Genomic DNA, 14,795 nt, shown 5'->3' with positions numbered 1-14,795 from the left:
GGATTGTACCGGGCCTTGGGTAAAACATCAGCCAGCAACCCATTCTCTTGAGGATTGAACCCGTGGCGAGGGAGCTTGCTCCCGCTTGGGTGCGAAGCGCCCATAAGAAGGGGGGCTGCTGCGCAGCCCAGCGGGAGCAAGCTCCCTCGCCACGATCAGGTGAACCCCTCGCTTTCGATCAACCCATCACGGGCCTCATAAGCCAGCCTAACCGGGGCAAACGATCGCCGATGAATAGGCGTTGGCCCAAGGCGCGCCAGGGCTTCGAGGTGCACGGGGGTCGGGTAGCCCTTGTGGCTGCCGATGCCGTAGCCCGGGTAGATCAGCTCGAAGGCGCTCATTTCCCGGTCACGGCTGACCTTGGCCAGGATTGAGGCCGCGGCGATGGCCGGTACCTTGCCGTCGCCCTGGATGACCGCTTCGGCGCGCATCGACAGTTTCGGGCAGCGATTGCCATCGATCATCGCCAGCTTCGGCGTGATGTGCAGCCCTTGCACGGCACGCTGCATGGCAAGCATGGTGGCGTGCAGGATATTGAGTTCATCGATTTCTTCGACTTCGGCCCGGGCGATGCACCAGCTCAGGGCCTTCTCGCAGATTTCGTCGTAGAGTTTTTCGCGACGGGCTTCCGTGAGTTTCTTCGAATCGTTCAGGCCGAGGATTGGCCGCTTCGGGTCGAGAATCACCGCCGCCGTCACCACCGCGCCACACAAAGGGCCGCGCCCCACCTCATCGACACCGGCCACCAGCGCTTCCACTTCGGCGACCAGGTTGAAGTCCAGGCCCATCTGTAGCTTTACGTTGCTCATGGTTTTGCGCCAATCAGGGTCAGTACCGCGTCAGCCGCCTGGTTGGAGGCATCGCGACGCAGGGTACGATGGATTTCGTCAAAGCCCCGGGTCTGTTCCTCGCCGCCATCGATCAAGGGCAACAGCGTAGTGGCCAGCGCCTCGGCGGTCGCATCGTCTTGCAGCAGTTCCGGCACCAACAGACGCTGGGCCAGCAGGTTCGGCAAGGAGACGTAGGGGCTCTTGACCATGCGCTTGAGAATCCAGAATGTCAGCGGTGCCAAGCGATAGGCAACCACCATCGGGCGCTTGAACAGCAACGCCTCAAGGGTAGCCGTACCGGAGGCAATCAACACGGCGTCACAGGCCGCCAGTGCGTCATGGGAGCGACCGTCGAGCAACGTCACCGGCAAATCGCGACCGTCCAACAGGGCTTCCAGTTGGACGCGACGCTGCGCACTGGCACACGGCAGGACAAACCGCACACCGGGGCGCAGCGCCAAGAGGCGTTCAGCGGCGTCGAAGAACAAGCCACCCAGGCGACTCACTTCGCCGCCCCGACTGCCGGGCATCAAGGCCACCAGCGGTCCTTCGAGCAGGCCCAACGCCTGGCGAGCGGCCTCGCGGTCGGCTTCCAGGGGAATGGTGTCGGCCAAGGTGTGCCCGACAAACCGCACCGGCACGCCCTTTTCTTCGTAGAACCGAGCTTCGAACGGCAGCAGCGTCAGCATCAGGTCGCAGCCTTCGCGGATCTTCAGCACGCGCTTCTGCCGCCAGGCCCAGACCGACGGGCTGACGTAGTGCACGGTCTTGATCCCGGCCTGACGCAACTTGAGCTCGATGTTGAGGGTGAAATCCGGCGCATCGATGCCGATGAACACATCCGGTTTTTCGTCGATCAAGGTCTGGATCAGCTTCTTGCGTCGAGCCAGCAGCTCACGCAGGCGACCGAGCACTTCCACCAGGCCCATCACCGACAGGCGCTCCATCGGGAAATAGGAGGTCAGGCCCTCGGCCTGCATCAACGGCCCGCCGACGCCGATGAACTCCACCGCGGGGTGCTGCGCCTTGAGCGCTCGCATCAGACCCGCGCCCAGAATGTCACCGGAAGCCTCTCCCGCCACCAGTGCAACGCGCACGTTAGCCATGGTCAGCGAGTGATGCCGCGGGTCGAAGACTGGATGGAATCGCGGAAAATCGCGACTTCCGGGTGCTGTGCCGAAGCCTCGGCCAGCTCGGCGAGCGCCTGCTCGACGGTCAGGCCCTGGCGGTACACCACTTTGTAGGCACGGCGCAGCGCGGTAATCGCCTCTTCGCTGAAACCCCGACGGCGCATGCCTTCGAAGTTCATGCTGCGGGCTTCGGCCGGATTGCCGAACACCGTGACATAGGCCGGGACATCCTTGCCGATGGCGGTGCCCATGCCAGAAAAGCTGTGGGCGCCGATATGGCAATACTGGTGCACCAGGGTGAACCCGGACAGGATTGCCCAATCGTCCACGTGCACATGACCGGCCAACGCGGTGTTGTTGACCAGGATGCAATGGTTGCCAATCACGCTGTCGTGGCCGATATGTGCGTAAGCCATGATCAGGTTGTGGTCGCCCAGGGTCGTTTCGGAACGGTCCTGGACAGTGCCACGGTGAATCGTCACGCCTTCGCGGATCACGTTGTGATCGCCAATGACCAGGCGGGTTTCTTCACCTTTGTACTTGAGATCGGGCGTGTCCTCGCCTACCGAGGAAAACTGGTAGATGCGATTGTGACGACCAATCCGGGTCGGTCCCTTGAGAATTACGTGGGGACCGATCACCGTACCCTCGCCGATTTCCACACCTGCGCCGATAATCGACCACGGGCCGACCTCGACATCGGCGGCCAGGACGGCCGTCGGATCGATGATTGCGCGAGGGTCAATCAAACTCATAGTTTGCGTTCCGCACAGATGATCTCAGCGGAGCAGACTGGCTTGCCGTCGACCGAAGCCTGGCATTCGAATTTCCAGATCTGGCGCTTGCAGCTGATGAACTTGGCTTCGAGGATCAATTGATCGCCCGGAGTGACCGGCTGGCGGAAGCGCAGCTTGTCGGAACCGACGAAGTAGTAGAGCGTGCCGTCGGCAGGCTTTACGTCGAGCATTTTGAAACCAAGGATCCCGGCAGCCTGGGCCATCGCCTCGATGATCAATACGCCCGGCATGATTGGGTGCGCGGGGAAGTGACCATTGAAGAACGGCTCGTTGATGCTGACATTCTTATAGGCGCGAATGCGCTTGCCTTCAACGTCCAGGTCCACCACCCGATCCACCAGCAGGAACGGGTAACGGTGAGGCAGGTATTCGCGAATCTCGTTGATGTCCATCATTTCGGGGGGAAGCCTATGTAAAGATTGGGAGCGCACGAGTGACGCGCACTCCGCTAGCAAATCAAGATGCCCTAACGGCTGTGCACACTTGATATGGAAATGGTATCAGCCATCTGATGAAGCATTACCGCCAGGGGTCACGTCCCCTACACGCTTTTCCACCTGCTTGAGGCGCCGCGCGATGTCGTCGAGCTGGCGGATACGCGCCGCGCTCTTGCGCCATTCGGCTGCCGGCTGCATGGCTGTGCCGGAAGAATAGGCACCCGGCTCGGTAATCGAGTGGGTCACCATGGTCATCCCGGTCAGGAACACGTTGTCACAGATATCGATATGGCCCACCAGGCCTACGCCACCGGCGAGCATGCAATGCTTGCCGATCTTGGTGCTGCCGGAGATGCCCACGCAGGCGGCCATGGCGGTGTGGTCACCGACCTGGACGTTGTGGGCGATCTGGATCTGGTTGTCGAGCTTGACGCCATTGCCGATGACCGTGTCGGCCAAGGCACCGCGGTCGATCGCAGTGTTGACGCCGATCTCCACGTCATCGCCAATGGTGACACCGCCGATCTGGGCGATCTTCTGCCAGATGCCCTTCTCGTTGGCAAAACCGAACCCTTCACCGCCCAGCACGGCACCGGACTGGATCACCACCCGCTTGCCGATGCGCACGTCGTGATACAGGGTGACCCGCGGTGCCAGCCAGCCGCCTTCGCCGATCTCGCTGCGCGCACCAATGACACAATGGGCGCCCAGCGTGACACCGGCACCGATTCGGGCGGCGCTTTCGATGACCACGAACGGGCCGACGCTGGCCGTGGGGTCAACCACGGCATCTGCGGCGATCACAGCGCTGGGATGAATACCGGCGGCCGATGTCGGCTTGGGATCGAACAGATGGGAAATGCGGGCATACGCCAGGTACGGATCGGGCACGATCAAGGCATCGCCGGCAAACCCATCGGCATCGGCAGCCTTGAGCAACAACGCAGCCGCCCGGCAGTCAGCCAGATACTTGCGGTACTGGGGATTTGCCAGAAAGCTCAACTGAGCTGGGCCAGCCTCTTGCAAAGTGGCTAGCCCAGTAATTGCCTTCTCCGGGTCGCCACGCAGGGTGGCGCCGAGGAACTCGGCCAACTGGCCGAGCTTGATAGTCGCTGTCATGGATTACTTCAGCTGATTCATGCGCTCGATCACTTGGCGCGTGATGTCGTATTGAGGCTTGACATCGATCACTGCGCCACGCTCGAACACCAGGTCAAAACCACCTTTCTTGATGACTTCTTCCACAGCGCTGTCGAGTTTCGGCTTGAGTTGCTTGAGCATTTCGCGGTCGGCAACAGCTTTTGCTTCGTTCAGCTCCTTGGACTGGAACTGGAAGTCACGGGCCTTTTGCTTGAATTCCAGCTCCAGACGCTCGCGCTCACCCTGGGCCATCTTGTCGCCACCGGCGACCAGACGGTCCTGGATACCCTTGGCGCTGCTTTCCAGGCCCTTGAGCTTGGTCAGTTGCGGGCCGAATTTTTTCTCGGCATCCACGGCGTATTTCTTCGCCGCGTCGGATTCCAGCAGGGCCATCTGATAATTCAGCACGGCAATCTTCATGTCGGCAAAAGCCGGACCGGCAACCAGTACGGTCGCCAGGAGAACCAATTGAGTCAACTTACGCACGATGCACTCCTACAAAATCCATTGTCGTTATCTTGGGCCGGACGCTTAGAACGTCTGGCCGAGGGAGAATTGGAACACTTGGGTTTCAGCGTCATCCGGTTTCTTGATCGGCATCGCCAACGCGAAGCTCAAAGGACCCAGTGCGGTGACCCAGGTCACGCCCACACCGACGGAGCTGGCCAGGTTGCTGAGGCTGATGTCGTTGCACTTGGTGTCGGACTTGCTGCCGTTGGCGTTGGTGGTGTCGCTGCAACTTGAATCGAAAACGTTGCCCACGTCCCAGAATACCGAGGTACGCAGGGAGCGCTGGTCCTTGACGAACGGCATCGGGAACAGGAGCTCGACGCCACCCTGGATCAGGACGTTACCACCGAACGGCAGAGGATCCTGGTCCGGGTCTTCAATTGTGCCTGGATTGGTACCCTTGCTCGGTGTACTGCGCGGGCCCAAGGTACTGTCCTTGAAGCCACGTACCGAGTTGAAACCACCGGCGTAGTAGTTCTCGTAGAACGGCAGGCCGTCGGTCGAACCGTAACCATCGCCATAACCAAGCTCGGTGTGCAGGCGCATGGTGTAGTTGTCAGACAGCGGCTGGAACAATTGGCCGCGGTAGTCGAGCTTGAAGAACGACAAGTCGCTGCCAGGCGTGGTGGTTTCCAATACCAGGCTCTGGGAACGACCACGGGTTGCCAGCACACCCTTGTTCAAGGTCGACTCGGACCAACCAACAGACGCTTTGAAGTTCAGGTACTTGTCGCCTTCCTTCTCGACGAAATCGAAGATCTCGTCAACGGTATAGCGGCCGGTGCTGATCTCGTCCTGCTGGGCGGTGAGGCCGAACGTAAGACGCGAAGTCTCGCTGATTGGATAACCCACGTTGACGCCGGCACCCAAGCTGTCTACTGCATAGCTGGAGACATCGGAATCGAGTTCGTCATAGTCAGTGGTGCGGTAGAAGGCGTTGTAGCCCAGGCTCACGCCGTCAGCGGTCCAGTAGGGGTCCACGAAACCGAAGTTGTAGCGGGTCTGGTATTCGCTGCGGGTCAAGCCGATGCTGACCTTGTTACCGGTACCCAGGAAGTTGTTCTGGGTGATCGAGCCGCCGAGGATCAGGCCGGCGCTCTGGGCGAAACCGACGCTGGCGGTGATCGAGCCGGAAGCCTGCTCTTCGACGCTGTAGTTCACATCGACCTGGTCATCGACGCCCGGCACGGCCGGCGTCTCGACGTTGACTTCCTTGAAGAAGCCCAGGCGCTCGAGACGGGTCTTGGACTGGTCGATCAGGTAGGTCGACGCCCAGCCACCTTCCATCTGGCGCATTTCACGGCGCAGCACTTCGTCCTCGGACTTGGTGTTGCCACGGAAGTTGATGCGGTTGACGTAGGCACGCTTGCCCGGGTCCACGGCGAAGGTGATGTCGACGGTATGGTCTTCATCGTGCGGCTGCGGCACGCCGCTGACGTTGGCGAAGGTGTAGCCCTCGTTACCCAGGCGGCGGGTGATCAGCTCGGACGTGGTGGTCATCAGCTTGCGCGAGAACACCTGGCCCTTCTGCACCAGCAGCAGCGATTTGACCTGGTCCTCGGGAACCTTCAGGTCACCGCTGAGCTTGACGTCACGAACGGTGTACTTCTCGCCTTCGTTGACGTTGACAGTGATGTAGACGTGCTTCTTGTCCGGGGTGATGGACACCTGGGTCGAAGCGATGTCCATGTTGATGTAGCCACGGTCCAGGTAGTAGGAACGCAGGCGCTCCAGGTCACCGGAGAGTTTTTCACGGGCGTACTTGTCGTCGTTCTTGAAGAACGACAGCCAGTTGGTGGTCTTGAGTTCGAACAGGTCGATCAGGTCTTCATCCGGGAAAACCGTGTTGCCCACCACGTTGATGTGCTGGATGGCCGCCACGGTGCCTTCGTTGATGTTGACCTTCAGGCCGACGCGGTTGCGCGGCTGCGGCACCACTTCGGTGTCGACGGTGGCCGAGTAGCGGCCCTGGGCGACGTACTGGCGTTGCAGCTCGTTACGCACGCCTTCGAGGGTGGCGCGCTGGAAGATCTCGCCTTCGGCCAGGCCGGACTGCTTGAGGCCTTTCATCAGGTCTTCAGTGGAGATCGCCTTGTTGCCTTCGATCTCGATACTGGCGACCGACGGGCGCTCGACTACCGTGATGACCAGGACATTGCCGTCACGGCCCAGCTGGATATCTTGAAAGAAGCCGGTCTTGAACAGCGCACGCGTGGATTCCACCAGGCGCCGATCATCCGCCTGCTCGCCGACGTTCAACGGCAAGGCACCAAAGACGCTACCCGCGGAAACCCGCTGGAGGCCGTTGACGCGAATATCAGAGATAGTGAAGGACTCGGCGTGAACTTCGGCGATCATCAATACGGTGAGAACCGCAGTTAGCAGCAGACGTTTCATGAAGTCCTTTCTTATTCCAACTGGCAATAAACAAACTGCCGCAAAATGCGGCAGATTCGCAATTCAGCGAAGCGTTACAGACGACCCAGATCGTTGACGAGGGCAAGCAACATGACCCCGACCACCAAGCTGATACCGATCTGTATCCCCCAACCTTGCACCCGATCCGACAAGGGACGACCACGCGCCCACTCGATCAGATAAAACAGCAGATGCCCCCCATCCAGTACCGGGATGGGCAGCAAATTCAGAACCCCCAGGCTAATGCTCAGATAAGCAAGGAAATTCAGGAAATCAGCGACGCCCGACTGGGCAGAAGCGCCCGCCACTTTAGCAATGGTTATCGGTCCACTCAAGTTTTTTACCGAGAGCTCGCCGAACAACATTTTCTTGAGCGAGTCCAGCGTCAGGATGCTCATGGTCCAAGTACGACGCGCACCCTCGCCAATCGCCGCCACAGGGCCGAAACTGACCTCGCGGATCATTTCCGGCGGCCAGTCGACCGCCTTGACGCCCGCCCCCAGGTAACCGGTCGGCGCCTTGCTTTCGCCACGGGCGGCCAGGGTCACCGGGACGTCGATTGGAGCACCGTCGCGCTCGATGCGCAGCAAAATCTTGGTATCAGGACGTACACGAACCGAATCGACCACCTGCTGCCAGTCGCTGACCGGCTGGCCATCGAGGGCCAGCAACCGATCGCCGGTCTTCAGGCCTGCAGCCTGGGCCGGGCCTTTCGGGTCGAGCTCGGCGAGAACCGGCGGCAACGCCGGACGCCAAGGCTTGATTCCCAGTGAACGGATCGGATCCGGCTCGTCGGCGCCCTTGAGCCAGTTGTCCAGGATCAGTTCGCGCGGCGAATCCACCGTGGAACCCTGCTCGCGCACCATTAACTGCAACGAACCGCTCTCACCCAGGCGACGTACCAGCTGCAGGTTGACCGCTGCCCAGCCCGATGTCGGCTCGCCGTCGATCGCGACGATTTCCTGCCCGGCACCCAGCCCGGCACGAGCGGCAACGCTGCCAGCCTCTACGCCACCGATGACCGGACGCACCTGCTCGCTACCCAGCATCGCAAGGCCCCAGAAAAACACCAGGGCCAGCAGGAAGTTGGCAATCGGTCCCGCCGCGACGATGGCGATACGCTGGCGGACGGTCTTGCGATTGAAGGATTGGTCGAGCTGATCGGCCGGGACTTCGCCTTCGCGCTCGTCAAGCATCTTGACGTAGCCGCCCAACGGAATGGCCGCCACGACGAACTCGGTGCCTTGCTTGTCGTGCCAACGCAGCAATGGCATGCCAAAGCCCACGGAAAAACGCAGGACCTTGACGCCACAGCGACGCGCGACCCAGAAATGACCGAATTCGTGAAAGGTGACCAACACCCCCAGCGCAACCAGGGTGCCGACAATCATATAGAGCGCGCTCATCTGTTTTCTCCGCAATCCTGCCCAGGGCAACCCTGGCTAACGTATCGCAGCTTCAACGCCCGTGGCGCTGCAGCCATTGGCCCGCCAACTCACGAGCCCTGGCATCCGCCGTGAATACCGTATCGAGGTCCTCGACCGAAACCACGGCTTCGAGGTTCAAGACTTCCTCGATGATACTCGCGATCTCGAGATAACGGACACGTCCATCGAGAAACGCGGCAACGGCCACCTCATTGGCAGCGTTAAGCATGGCCGGTGCACTGTTGCCCGCCTCGGCCGCCTGGCGCGCCAGGCGCAGGCAGGGGAAGCGCTGCTCATCGGGCGCCTGGAAATCCAGGCGCGCGATGGCGAACAAATCCAGCGGCGCAACGCCCGAGTCGATGCGCTCCGGCCAGGCCAGGGCGTTGGCGATCGGCGTGCGCATGTCCGGGTTGCCCAACTGGGCCAGCACCGAGCCATCGACGTAGTCCACCAGGGAGTGAATCACGCTCTGGGGATGAATCACCACCTCGACCTGCGCCGGCTTGGCATCGAACAGCCAGCAGGCCTCGATCAGCTCCAGCCCCTTGTTCATCATGCTGGCCGAATCCACCGAGATCTTGCGCCCCATGGACCAGTTCGGGTGCGCACAGGCCTGCTCGGGAGAAACATGCACCAATTCTTCCAGCGGCGTCTGCCGGAACGGACCACCGGAGGCCGTCAGCAAAATCCGCCGAACCCCTACCGCGCCGAGACCGCGGGAAAAATCCTGCGGCATGCATTGAAAAATCGCATTGTGTTCGCTGTCGATGGGCAGCAACACCGAGCCGCTTTTGCGTACAGCCTGCATGAACAGTGCGCCGGACATCACCAGCGCTTCTTTATTGGCCAGCAGGATCTTCTTGCCGGCTTCCACCGCCGCCAGCGTCGGACGCAAGCCCGCCGCACCGACGATCGCCGCCATCACGGCGTCGACTTCGGGATCGGAAGCCACTTGGCAGAGGCCCTCCTCCCCTACCAACACGCGGGTTTGCAAGCCGGCTGCGCGCAGATCGTCCTGCAGCGCCCGCGCCACGCCAGCCTCAGGCACCACGGCAAACCGCGGGGTGTGGCGAATGCACAACGCCAGCAATTCACTCAGGCGCGTGAAGCCACTGAGGGCAAACACCTGGTAGCGCTCCGGGTGCCGACCGATGACGTCAAGCGTACTCAGGCCAATCGAACCGGTCGCGCCAAGAACAGTGATCTGCTGGGGGCGACTCACGATGCCGCCATCCACAACAGCACCGCAAAGATCGGGATTGCAGCCGTCAGGCTGTCGATGCGATCCAGCACGCCACCGTGACCGGGCAACAGGTTACTGCTGTCCTTGATCCCGGATTGACGCTTGAACATGCTTTCGGTCAGGTCGCCGACCACCGACACAAATACGATCAAGGCCGCGCCAATAAGGCCCATGAACAGTTGCGCGACCGTCCAATCCCGTACGAAACCGACCACCGTGGTGATCACCAGGCTCAGGACCAGGCCACCATAGACCCCTTCCCAGCTCTTGCCAGGACTGACTTTCGGCGCCAGCTTGCGCTTGCCAAAGGCCTTGCCGGAGAAGTAGGCCCCGACATCGGCGCCCCAGACCAACACCATCACGGCCATGATCTGCCAGTTGCCCAGCGGACCTTGCTTGATCCAGATCAGCCCCTGCCAGGCCGGCAGCAGGATCAACAGGCCGATGACCAGCTTGGTCGCCGCGTTGGCCCAGTGATGCGTGGTCCGTGGGTAGGTCAGGACCAGGAAGGTCGCCGTCGCCCACCACAGCACCGCAGCACCCAGCACCCAAGGCGCGAGGCCGGGCACCACGTACATGATGAACAGCATGGCCGCCACGGCCGCTGCGTAGGCCACCCGCGCCGACTGTGCAGCAAAACCCGCCAGCCGCGCCCACTCCCAGGCGCCCAGGGTCACGACCAGCCCGATGAACAGCGCAAAACCGGCGCCTTCGAGCAGGAAGAAACCACCCAGGGCGATGGGCAACAGGATCAAGGCAGTGATGATTCGTTGTTTAAGCATTAAATCCGGGCTCCAGCTTCGATCTGCTCGCTCGTTTTACCGAAACGACGCTGACGGGAAGCGAAATCGGCCAATGCGGTGCGCATGGCTTCGTGTTTGAAGTCCGGCCAGAACAGGTCGGAGAAGTACAGCTCGGCATAAGCCAATTGCCAGAGCAGGAAGTTGCTGATGCGATGATCGCCACCGGTCCGGATGCACAGGTCCGGCAACGGCAGGTCACCGGTCGCCAGGCAAGTCTGTAACAGCTCAGGGGTGATGTCTTCTGGACGCAAGTGCCCGGCCTGGACTTCCCGCGCCAGCCGCTGCGCAGCCTGGGCAATGTCCCATTGGCCACCATAGTTGGCGGCAATTTGCAGGACGAACCGATTGGCACCCGCCGTCGCGGCTTCGGCTTCACGCATCGCAGCCTGCAATTCAGGATGGAAGCGCGAGCGGTCACCGATGATGCGCAAGCTGATCTTGTTATCGCTGAGGCGCTTGGCCTCGCGACGCAGGGCCTTGAGGAACAGGTCCATCAAGGCGCTGACTTCATCCGCCGGGCGCTGCCAGTTCTCGCTGGAGAAGGCGAACAGGGTCAGCACCTCGACCCCTGCCTCGGCGCACACCTCGATGACCGCACGAACAGCGTCGACCCCCGCCTTGTGCCCGGCGACGCCAGGCATAAAGCGTTTCTTGGCCCAGCGGTTGTTGCCGTCCATGATGATCGCCACGTGGCGCGGCACCGCGAACGGCACGGCCTGCTTGGTCTTTTCCATGAAAACGAGACCCTTATACGGCCATCAGGTCTTTTTCTTTCTCGTCCGTGGCCTTGGTGATCTGGGCCTCGGATTCCTTGGTCAGCTTATCGATATCAGCGATGGCACGACGCTCTTCGTCTTCACTGATTTCCTTATCCTTGACCAACTTCTTCAGCTCACCCAACGCGTCACGACGGATATTGCGCACAGCGACACGCGCATCTTCCGCTGCGCTACGAGCTTGTTTGGTGAAGCCTTTGCGCGTCTCCTCGGTGAGGGCCGGCATCGGGATCAGCAGCAGCTCCCCCAGGTTAGTTGGGTTGAGGTTCAGGCCGGCGCTCTGGATCGCCTTGTCTACAGCAGCGAGCATGTTGCGCTCGAAAGCCACGACCTGCAGGGTGCGCGAGTCTTTCACGGTGACGTTGGCAACGCTGCTCAGCGGTGTGTCAGTGCCGTAGTAAGGCACCATGACGCTGCCGAGGATGCTGGGGTGAGCCTTGCCGGTACGAATCTGGCCGAATGCGTGGTTCAGAGAGTCCAGGGATTTCTGCATGCGCTCTTGAGCGTCTTTTTTGATTTCATTGATCATTGTTGAGCTTCCTCGATCAGTGTTCCTTCGGCGCCGCCATGGACGATATTCAGCAGGGCGCCCGGCTTGTTCATGTTAAAGACGCGCAGCGGCATCTTGTGGTCGCGGCACAGGCAGATAGCCGTCAGGTCCATGACACCCAGCTTGCGATCCAGCACTTCATCGTAGGTCAGATGATCGAACTTCTCGGCATGCGGGTCCTTGAACGGGTCAGCGGTATACACGCCATCGACCTTGGTTGCCTTGAGCACGACATCGGCATCGATCTCGATCGCTCGCAGGCAGGCGGCCGAATCCGTGGTGAAGAACGGATTACCGGTACCGGCGGCAAAAATCACCACTTCCTTGGAATTGAGGTGGCGCATGGCTTTGCGGCGGTCGTAGTGATCGGTCACGCCAACCATGGAAATGGCCGACATCACGATGGCCGAGATATTGGCACGCTCCAGCGCGTCGCGCATAGCCAGGGCGTTCATCACAGTGGCCAGCATGCCCATGTGGTCGCCCGTGACCCGGTCCATGCCGGCCGCGCTCAGCGCTGCGCCGCGGAACAGGTTGCCGCCGCCGATGACCAGGCCGACCTGAACGCCGATCCCGACCAGCTGGCCCACTTCCAGGGCCATGCGATCCAGCACTTTCGGATCGATCCCGAACTCTTCCGAGCCCATCAGGGCCTCGCCGCTAAGCTTGAGTAGAATGCGTTTATAGCGAGCCTGATAACCACTGCCCTGCTGAGCCATTGCGAATCTCTCCTGCGGCGTATTTTCAAAATTCTTTGCAGACTGTTTTCAGCCTGCGTTCACTCTAGCTTGACGCTGACACAGCGCCATCGGAACACGGCTTTGTAAGCCAGTTCCGACAGGAAACCAATATAAATCGGCATCCTCATCCAAAAAGAGGCTGCGCGCGTTAAGCGGGCAGCCTCTTCTGGGCGACAGTTATACAAACTGTCTTATTGCTTGCTGGCAGCCAACTGAGCAGCCACTTCTTCAGCGAAGTTGTCTACTGGCTTCTCGATGCCTTCGCCCACTTTGAAGTAAGTGAAGGAAACGATTTCAGCGCCGCCCTTCTTGGCCAGCTCACCGACCTTGATTTCAGGGTTCTTGACGAACGCCTGCTCAACCAGGCTGGCTTCAGCCAGGAACTTGGTGATACGACCGGCAACCATTTTTTCAACGATTTCGGCAGGCTTGCCTTTGATCTTGTCTTCGTTGAGCTGCATGAACACGGCTTTTTCGCGCTCGATGGCATCAGCGGAAACTTCCGACGGCAGCAGGAACTCAGGGTTGCTGGCAGCGACGTGCATCGCGATGTCCTTGGCCAGCTCGACATTGCCGCCTTTGAGGGCCACAACAACACCGATCTTGTTGCCGTGCAGGTAAGAACCGACAACATCGCCTTCGACACGAACCAGACGACGGATGTTGACGTTTTCGCCTACTTTGGCAACCAGGGCCTCACGGGCCGATTCCTGAGCGGCGATCAGCGGAGCTGCGTCGGTCAGTTTGTCGGCGAATGCTTTTTCGACGCTGGCGGCAACGAATGCCTTGAAGTCGTCTTGCAGGGCCAGGAAGTCAGTCTGCGAGTTGACTTCGATGATAACGGCAGCTTTACCGTCATCCTTGATACCGATAGCGCCTTCAGCGGCAATGTTGCCAGCTTTCTTGGCAGCCTTGATGGCGCCCGAAGCACGCATGTCATCAATGGCTTTTTCGATGTCGCCGCCAGCCTTGGTCAAGGCTTTCTTGCAATCCATCATGCCTTCGCCGGTACGCTCGCGCAGTTCTTTGACCAACGCTGCAGTAATCTCTGCCATTTCAAAATCCTCTTGGATAGGTTTTCAACCATTCCACCCGATCGAACGGGCGATCAATTCTTCCTGGAAAACCACTGCTTATAGGCCGCGGCAGGTTACAAACAAGTCACTGCGCTGGCGGCAAATGGTTTTCGAGGTGGCAAAAAGGGGGCCAAGCCCCCTTTTTGCTTACTGAGTCAACGCCAGGGGCGTCGATTACTCAGCGGCTGCTGCCGGAGCTTCTTCAGCGAAGACTTCGGTGCCGCCGTTAACATTGTTGCGACCACGGATTACAGCGTCAGCCATCGAACCCATGTACAGCTGGATGGCGCGGATGGCGTCATCGTTGCCTGGGATGATGTAGTCAACGCCTTCCGGGCTGCTGTTGGTGTCGACAACGCCGATGACCGGGATACCGAGCTTGTTGGCTTCGGTGATCGCGATGCGCTCGTGGTCAACGTCGATCACGAACAGTGCGTCAGGCAGACCGCCCATGTCCTTGATACCGCCCAGAGAGCGGTCCAGCTTCTCAAGATCGCGAGTGCGCATCAGCGCTTCTTTCTTGGTCAGCTTGGCGAAAGTACCGTCTTCGGACTGGACTTCAAGGTCACGCAGACGCTTGATGGAAGCGCGAATGGTCTTGAAGTTGGTCAGCATGCCGCCCAACCAGCGGTGATCGACGTACGGCGAACCGCAACGTGCTGCTTCTTCAGCAACGATCTTGCCAGCGGAACGCTTGGTGCCGACGAACAGAATCTTGTTTTTGCCCTGGGCCAGGCGCTCTACGAAGGTCAGTGCTTCGTTGAACATCGGCAGGGTTTTTTCAAGGTTGATAATGTGGATCTTGTTACGCGCGCCGAAAATGTACTTGCCCATTTTCGGGTTCCAGTAACGGGTCTGGTGACCGAAGTGCACACCGGCCTTCAGCATATCGCGCATGTTGACTTGGGACATGATAGT

Annotated in this window: 15 protein-coding genes; all 15 read right to left on the bottom strand. The window is 60.3% G+C overall.

What is annotated here, in order from left to right; translation table 11 throughout:
• Positions 1-155 precede the first annotated feature (155 nt).
• Positions 156-809, bottom strand: coding sequence for a ribonuclease HII (gene rnhB, locus ACLH0I_RS06585; protein WP_411386610.1), 654 nt, complete (start codon positions 807-809; stop codon positions 156-158).
• Positions 806-1,936 (bottom strand): lipid-A-disaccharide synthase, encoded by a 1,131-nt coding sequence (gene lpxB / locus ACLH0I_RS06580; RefSeq protein WP_411386609.1) that lies wholly within the window; start codon positions 1,934-1,936, stop codon positions 806-808. Before lpxB ends, rnhB begins: the two co-directional genes overlap by 4 nt.
• Positions 1,937-1,938: 2 nt before the next feature.
• Positions 1,939-2,715: an acyl-ACP--UDP-N-acetylglucosamine O-acyltransferase gene (gene lpxA / locus ACLH0I_RS06575; RefSeq protein ID WP_186705503.1), complete on the bottom strand. Its 777-nt coding sequence runs from the start codon at positions 2,713-2,715 to the stop codon at positions 1,939-1,941.
• Entirely contained in the window at positions 2,712-3,152 is a 441-nt protein-coding gene (fabZ, locus tag ACLH0I_RS06570) for a 3-hydroxyacyl-ACP dehydratase FabZ (RefSeq protein WP_003184897.1), read from the bottom strand. The genes lpxA and fabZ overlap by 4 nt, the downstream gene beginning before the upstream one ends.
• A 105-nt stretch (positions 3,153-3,257) precedes the next feature.
• Positions 3,258-4,313 carry a UDP-3-O-(3-hydroxymyristoyl)glucosamine N-acyltransferase gene (gene lpxD, locus ACLH0I_RS06565; protein ID WP_186705502.1) on the bottom strand — a complete coding sequence of 352 codons (1,056 nt, stop codon included), beginning with the start codon at positions 4,311-4,313 and terminating at the stop codon, positions 3,258-3,260.
• A gap of 3 nt (positions 4,314-4,316) precedes the next feature.
• Complete coding sequence (locus tag ACLH0I_RS06560) at positions 4,317-4,820, bottom strand: OmpH family outer membrane protein (protein ID WP_003184901.1); 504 nt, start codon at positions 4,818-4,820, stop codon at positions 4,317-4,319.
• Between the two features lie 45 nt (positions 4,821-4,865).
• Complete coding sequence (gene bamA, locus ACLH0I_RS06555) at positions 4,866-7,241, bottom strand: outer membrane protein assembly factor BamA (RefSeq protein ID WP_411386608.1); 2,376 nt, start codon at positions 7,239-7,241, stop codon at positions 4,866-4,868.
• A 74-nt stretch (positions 7,242-7,315) separates the two neighbouring features.
• Entirely contained in the window at positions 7,316-8,668 is a 1,353-nt protein-coding gene (gene rseP, locus ACLH0I_RS06550; RefSeq protein WP_411386607.1) for an RIP metalloprotease RseP, read from the bottom strand.
• 52 nt (positions 8,669-8,720) lie between these two features.
• The gene (gene ispC / locus ACLH0I_RS06545) at positions 8,721-9,911 is read right to left on the bottom strand and encodes a 1-deoxy-D-xylulose-5-phosphate reductoisomerase (protein WP_411386606.1); all 1,191 of its coding nucleotides are present in this window, start codon (positions 9,909-9,911) and stop codon (positions 8,721-8,723) included.
• Positions 9,908-10,714, bottom strand: coding sequence for a phosphatidate cytidylyltransferase (locus ACLH0I_RS06540; RefSeq protein ID WP_186705498.1), 807 nt, complete (start codon positions 10,712-10,714; stop codon positions 9,908-9,910). The genes ispC and ACLH0I_RS06540 overlap by 4 nt, the downstream gene beginning before the upstream one ends.
• Complete coding sequence (gene uppS, locus ACLH0I_RS06535; RefSeq protein WP_186705497.1) at positions 10,714-11,469, bottom strand: polyprenyl diphosphate synthase; 756 nt, start codon at positions 11,467-11,469, stop codon at positions 10,714-10,716. Before uppS ends, ACLH0I_RS06540 begins: the two co-directional genes overlap by 1 nt.
• Before the next feature lie 13 nt (positions 11,470-11,482).
• Positions 11,483-12,040, bottom strand: a complete 558-nt coding sequence (gene frr / locus ACLH0I_RS06530) for a ribosome recycling factor (RefSeq protein WP_060739001.1) — start codon at positions 12,038-12,040, stop codon at positions 11,483-11,485.
• The gene (pyrH, locus tag ACLH0I_RS06525) at positions 12,037-12,780 is read right to left on the bottom strand and encodes a UMP kinase (protein ID WP_186705496.1); all 744 of its coding nucleotides are present in this window, start codon (positions 12,778-12,780) and stop codon (positions 12,037-12,039) included. Before pyrH ends, frr begins: the two co-directional genes overlap by 4 nt.
• 212 nt (positions 12,781-12,992) lie before the next feature.
• Positions 12,993-13,856 (bottom strand): translation elongation factor Ts, encoded by an 864-nt coding sequence (gene tsf, locus ACLH0I_RS06520; RefSeq protein ID WP_024619613.1) that lies wholly within the window; start codon positions 13,854-13,856, stop codon positions 12,993-12,995.
• 195 nt (positions 13,857-14,051) lie between these two features.
• A complete protein-coding gene (gene rpsB / locus ACLH0I_RS06515; protein WP_003198231.1) occupies positions 14,052-14,789 on the bottom strand; it encodes a 30S ribosomal protein S2 in 738 nt (245 codons plus the stop codon).
• Between the last annotated feature and the right edge of the window lie 6 nt (positions 14,790-14,795).

This window comes from Pseudomonas sp. MPB03 (genome assembly GCF_046605385.1).
In the GTDB taxonomy this organism is placed as follows: domain Bacteria; phylum Pseudomonadota; class Gammaproteobacteria; order Pseudomonadales; family Pseudomonadaceae; genus Aquipseudomonas; species Aquipseudomonas zanjanensis.
This window is presented reverse-complemented; position numbering and strand designations above follow the sequence as displayed.